This window comes from Geoanaerobacter pelophilus, assembly GCF_018476885.1.
GTDB lineage: Bacteria > Desulfobacterota > Desulfuromonadia > Geobacterales > DSM-12255 > Geoanaerobacter > Geoanaerobacter pelophilus.
In genome coordinates this window covers 1-5,668 of sequence record NZ_JAHCVJ010000019.1, presented here as the reverse complement: position 1 = coordinate 5,668, position 5,668 = coordinate 1, and the positions used below count along the sequence as shown (strand labels likewise).

The 5,668-nt window shown below is 47.4% G+C and carries 4 protein-coding genes and 1 pseudogene; all 5 read right to left on the bottom strand.

The annotated features are described in order from the left end of the window. Positions 1-2,194 (bottom strand): MCP four helix bundle domain-containing protein (locus KI809_RS20280; protein WP_214173429.1); only part of this gene is annotated, 2,194 nt, incomplete at its 3' end. 420 nt (positions 2,195-2,614) lie between these two features. After that, complete coding sequence (locus KI809_RS20275) at positions 2,615-3,265, bottom strand: response regulator (RefSeq protein WP_214173428.1); 651 nt, start codon at positions 3,263-3,265, stop codon at positions 2,615-2,617. Between the two features lie 18 nt (positions 3,266-3,283). Continuing rightward, positions 3,284-4,807 carry a PAS domain-containing sensor histidine kinase gene (locus KI809_RS20270; RefSeq protein ID WP_214173427.1) on the bottom strand — a complete coding sequence of 508 codons (1,524 nt, stop codon included), beginning with the start codon at positions 4,805-4,807 and terminating at the stop codon, positions 3,284-3,286. A 97-nt stretch (positions 4,808-4,904) separates the two neighbouring features. After that, on the bottom strand, positions 4,905-5,402 hold the full coding sequence (locus KI809_RS20265; protein WP_214173426.1) for a chemotaxis protein CheW: 498 nt from the start codon (positions 5,400-5,402) through the stop codon (positions 4,905-4,907). Between the two features lie 20 nt (positions 5,403-5,422). Then, positions 5,423-5,668, bottom strand: a pseudogene (locus tag KI809_RS20260) (hypothetical protein); the annotation flags it as partial.

Sequence of the window (5,668 nt, the reverse complement as noted above, 5' to 3'; positions counted from 1 at the left end):
TGCCGCTTGCTACTTCGCGCGCTGCGGCGGTGATCCGGGTATTGGCATCGATGAGGATGTTGAGGTTGTTCTTGATGATGTTGTACTGACCTTTATATTCATCGGTAATGATCGGCGGCATGATCCCCTTACTTACCTTATCTACATAGTCGGCGGTAACCATGAGCGGGTTAACGATATTGCTGATGGTATCGTTGACCCCGGAAACCAGTTTATGCCAACCGCCGGCAAAAAGCTCAGCATTGGCCCGTTTGTCGAGCTGGCCTTCTGCGGCCGCCTGGATAATAATATTTGTCTGTTCAAGCAATTCATTCATCATCTTTACGACAGCATTTAAGTTGCCTTTTATGATGTTGTACTGACCTTTGTATTCATCGGTTATGCTTGGCGGTATCTCCCCTTTGCTGACTTTGTCGACATAGTCGGCAGTGACCATGAGCGGATTGACGATATTGGTGACAATTTCATTGACGCCGGTTACCAGCTGTTTCCAACCGCCCACAAAGAGTGTTGCATCGGCCCGTTTGTCCAGTTCACCATCAGCAGCAGCTTTAATGACCTTATCCGCTTCAATGAGCAGGTTATTCATGATATCGATGCAATTGTTCAGGTTATTCTTGATTGCGTTGAAGTCGCCGTTGTAGTTATCGGTGATCTTCGCTGGGATGTCGCCTTTGCTGATCCTATCTACATACTCTGCAGCTACGTTCAGTGGCCCGATGACGGAGTCGAGACAGTCGTTGACCCCGGACACGATGGCTTTGAAGTCCCCCTGGTGCTTGGAGGCGTCGGCCCTGGTGTCAAGCTTGCCTGCTACTGCGGCGGCGGATAGCATGTTGGCGTCTGCTACCAGCGCGTTGACGGCGTCTATGGCTTGATTCAGGTTGTTCTTGATTTCATTAAAGTCGCCATGGTAGCTATCGGTAATCTTCGGCGGAATGTCGCCTTTGGCGATCCGATCGACGTACTCGGCAGCAACGTTCAGTGGTCCAATGACGGAGTCGAGGCAGTCGTTGACGCCGGAAACAATTGCTTTGAAGTCCCCATGATGCTTGGAGGCATCGGCGCGAGTATCTAGTTTTCCGGCTACAGCCGCCTGACTCAGCATGTTGGCGTCGGCAACAAGAGCGTTGACGGCATCTATCGCCTGATTGAGATTGTTTTTGATCTCGTTGAAGTCACCGCTGTATTGATCGGTAATTTTGGGAGGGATGTCGCCTTTGGCGATCCGGTCGACATACTCGGCGGCAACGTTCAACGGTCCGATGACAGCGTCCAGGGTCTCATTGACACCAACAACGATCTTCTGGAAGTCGCCCTGGTGTTTGGAGGCGTCGGCACGGGTATCCAATTTACCGGCGATGGCGGCATCGGATAACATGGAGGCATCAGCTACCAGAGTCCTTATGGTATCCACCATCTTCTTCATGGCGGCCATGACGCTGGTTGTGTCGCCAGTTTTAAGCGTAATCTCACGATTAAGATCACCAACGGCAACCAGGTTGGCAACTTCACCGACATCTTTCGGGTCAGCGCCTAGCTGACCAATAACAATTCTGGTAATGAATATTCCAAGCCCTACAGCGATGATTACGCCAAGCCCCAAGAGAATGATCATGGTAGTCGTAGCTGTGCCGGCAAGTTTTGTATTGTTTTCAGATGTTAGCTTGGCTTGTACCAGCTTGGCTTCCACCAGCTTCTCGATAGCGTCTTGTTCCGCCATGGCCGCAGATTTCATCTCCCCATTTACAATAATAGTTGCCGCTCTGTCGTTATTGGCCAGGGCAAGTTCGGAGACTTTTTCGAGAAACACACCATAGGCTTTCCTCGTATCCATGAATGTCTTAAAAAGCTTCCGCCCTTCCTCAGTTAGAATAGTCTTCTCGAACTCTTTAGACTCCTTGTCAATCTCTGCGCGCAAATTTTTAATTTTGTCAGCAATATCTTTCTCTTGTGCAGGTGTTGAAGCTTCCAGTAAATCTCTAACATTTATCCTGATCCTCTGAAATGCCACAGAGATTGACTGCAGTTGTGAAATCGGCAGTGTGACTTTTTCATAAAGCTTTTCATCCTCAGCAGCGATCTTTTTGATATTTATCATACCGATCACACCGATCACTGCTGCAATGACAGCAACTGTAATAAAACCTGTCATCAGTTTTGCATTTAACTTCATGTTATAGAACCATTGCATCTTTTCTTCCTCCGTTCTATGAGTTGATTCAACAAGTAAGTCTCAATCAGTCTCAAACATGCAATCAATGAAACTGTTGTAAATCGCGCATTCCCGGTATCCCTTCCCACAAATGTGCAGGGCACGTGAGATATTTTGAATGGAACTATTTACGCAATAACATTCACTTAACGGCTCGACGACAAATGGACAAATAGAAGAACTTATTTCGTCATTCCCGTTATCAGACGAAAGCGTGATCATTGAAAACCACCTTTTTTTAATTCATTCGGTGATATCTATGAGGCTATTGACGTATAAAACCATTTGGTTATAGATTGCTAATCGGAGAATGGAGGTAATCCCTATATGAGGGATTACCTTAAAATGGAGGGGAAAAACCTTAGTTAAAGCCAATCAAAAAAATCATCCTTAAAAAAGCTAGGTTAGCGACGTCAATCCCTCACGAATAGCAAGCTTTGTGAGCTCGGCTATGCTGTGGACCTTGAGTTTCTTCATAATCTGGGTACGATGCGATTCAACGGTCTTGATGCTGATGTCCAGAGAAAAGGCAATCTCTTTAGTATTATTGCCCTCTGCAAGCAACTGCAGGACTTCGCGCTCTCGTGTCGAAAGAACCGACGCCACCGATAAAGGCGCATCCTGAATCCTTTTCATGTAATCGTCGACAAGAAGATTGGAAATCTTGGGACTGAGATAGGTATCTCCATTTGAAACGGTATGTATCCCTGCAACAAGATCATCAGCAGCGCAGTCTTTCATCATGTAGCCGTTGGCTCCAGCCTTTAGCAACTCTATAACAAACCTGCGATCAGCGTGCATTGACAAGGCTAGGACCTTGCAAGCCGGCATTTCATTACGAATTCTTTGAGTAGCCTCTATGCCATTCATATCAGGCATAGAAATATCCATTATCACCACATCAGGCGTCAACTCCCGTGTCATCTGGATGGAACTCCGACCATTATCAGCCTCACCAACTACCTGAATCGAGCTTTCCCGAGATAGTAAGGAATTAAGCCCTTCCCTTACTATTTTATGGTCATCTACAAGTAAAACCCTGATTCCCATTAACTCCTCCTGTAGTATTCATAAAGGTACATTCAACAACACACGAGTCCCTCTACCTAACGAAGAATCTATTATTATCGAACCATTAATTCTCTCGATCTTTTGCCGGACGTTAAAAAGGCCATATCCGGAACCCTTGTTAGCTGACATGACATCTTCAACATTAAATCCATTGCCGTCATCCTCCACAGTAATTGTAAGGGAATCGGACTTATCGAAAACAACGGACACCTGACGTGCATCCACATGTTTCACTACGTTTAGGAGTAGCTCCCTCAACACCTGGTAAAGAGTCACGCGCAACCCTTCACTCAGAGAAAGGGAAGCGTACCTTGTCCTAACATTCACTTCAAGGCCATGTTCATGATAAAAACGCTCCCCGAGGCTTTCCACTGCAGCCTCTAAACCAACTTCATAAAGAAGCGGTGGGCTTATCTGAAAAATCAGGGACCGGACCTGCTGAATAGATTCATCAGTAAGCTTAATAATTTCATCTATAAGCGCAGCGGCTGAACGCCCTTCCAACTCTTCAGACAGCCTCTTCAGTCGGATTTTTGATAGGATCAGTGATTGGCCGATCATATCATGTAGGTCGCCGGAGATTCGCTTCCGTTCCATCTCCTCAGCATGAAACAAGTTATCTGCCAGTAGCTTCAGCTGCTCTTGGTGAGAGAGGATCAGACGCTCATTTCTCTTCCGCTCCGTGATATCGAACAAGGTAGAACGGCACATCTTGAAATTACCATTATCATCATATACAGCAGAGCCGTTCAACAAGACGGTAATGACGTTGCCGTCCTTGCAAACCAAGTCCAGTTCCCTGTCCTTGATCCACCCTCTCTCTTTGAACGTCTGAAACCTTTCTACATATCCATTTCGGCACTCAGGAGTCATGATGTCTGACAGCCTGGCATGGCCAACAAGTTCTTCGCGGGCATAACCAAGCCATGACAGTTCAGTATCATTAATGGCAACAATATAGCCATCGCCGTCAACGGAATGATAGCCGCATGGAGCATTATGGTAAAGATCACTGATCTCTTCGAGCTTGTCTTGCAGCATTAAATCAGTTTTTTTAGTTTCGGTAATATCGAAACAGATACCGACATAGCCATTAAACTGTCCATCAACAGTCAGCAGTCTCCCGACATCGTGAATCCATCGATACTCGCCATCATAGCGTCTGAGTCGGTATTCGATGTCAAATGATCGGCGGGCATGAAATGCAGAGAGATAGTCAGAAAGGCACTTCTCTAAATCATCGGGATGAACCCCTTCGGCCCAGCCATCACCAAGCTCCTGCTCCAGTGTACGCCCGGTAAAAGCAAGCCAGTTAAGGTTAAAGAAATTACATTTGCCATCTATGCCGGATCGCCATACTAATGCAGGAAATTCATTCAGCAGGCAATGATAACTCGAGCTGTTGGAGCCCCCACAGGGCAGGTGGGGCGTATTTGAAGTTAAAAAGGGCTTTGCAGCAGCAACATCACGATCCCGGAGTATTCTGATCAACTCGGCCTTGGTCAGCTTTTCATACTGCATAAGAAGATCACCTTATTTAGGTACTCAAACTAAAACGCCACGATTTCCCGTGGCGTTGAAGTATAACACTAAATCTTACGCTGAACATTCAATTCTTCTAGGCAGCAGCCTGGTTGCCTCCGCCCTGCATCGATTCGATCTCGTCAAAGGTGAAGACCTTGTCGATGTTGAGGATCATGATGAAGGTCTCGTTGTGTTTGCCCATCCCCACCAGAAACTCGGTGTTGAGCTTGGTCCCGATCCGCGGCGCCGGCTCGATCTGCTCCGGCTCCAGCTCCAGTACTTCCTGCACTGAATCTGCCAAGGCTCCGACTATGGAGGTGTCGCCGTCCAGAACGATCTCCATGACGATGATGCAGGTGTTGACGGTCTTTTCCGTGGCACTCATCCCGAATTTCAACCGCATGTCGACTACCGGCACGACGCTACCCCGGAGATTGATAACACCCCGCATGAAGTCGGGCGTCTGCGGTACTTTGGTAACGGTGGTAAAATCCAGGATCTCTCTTACTTTGGCGACGTTGACTGCAAATACTTCTTCGCCTAGTTTGAAGGTGAGACACTGCATGGTTTCTGTTATCCCGGCTATGCTCATATACCCCTCCAATAATCGCCTTAGTATTTCTCAAATTCAGTATCAAGATGGTCTTTCCCCAGATTCAGCCCAAAGCCGCTGTCGTTGACAGTCATCTTTTTCGGGGCATTGGCCACCAGCTGCTTGGGCTTGGCTTTTTCAACCGGGTGAGGCTGTGACTGCAGCTGTGGTTGCCTTTGGTTGCCCCTTACATCGGCCATGTCGAGTTTGAAGAACCCTATGGAGTTGATCAGCTGGTCGGCCTGGCTGGAGAGACCGGTGGCAGT

Coding starts and splice junctions, on each gene's coding strand:
- KI809_RS20275 (WP_214173428.1), bottom strand. CDS start 3,265: ATGGGAATCAGGGTTTTACTTGTAGATGACCATAAAATAGTAAGGGAA.
- KI809_RS20270 (WP_214173427.1), bottom strand. CDS start 4,807: ATGCAGTATGAAAAGCTGACCAAGGCCGAGTTGATCAGAATACTCCGG.
- KI809_RS20265 (WP_214173426.1), bottom strand. CDS start 5,402: ATGAGCATAGCCGGGATAACAGAAACCATGCAGTGTCTCACCTTCAAA.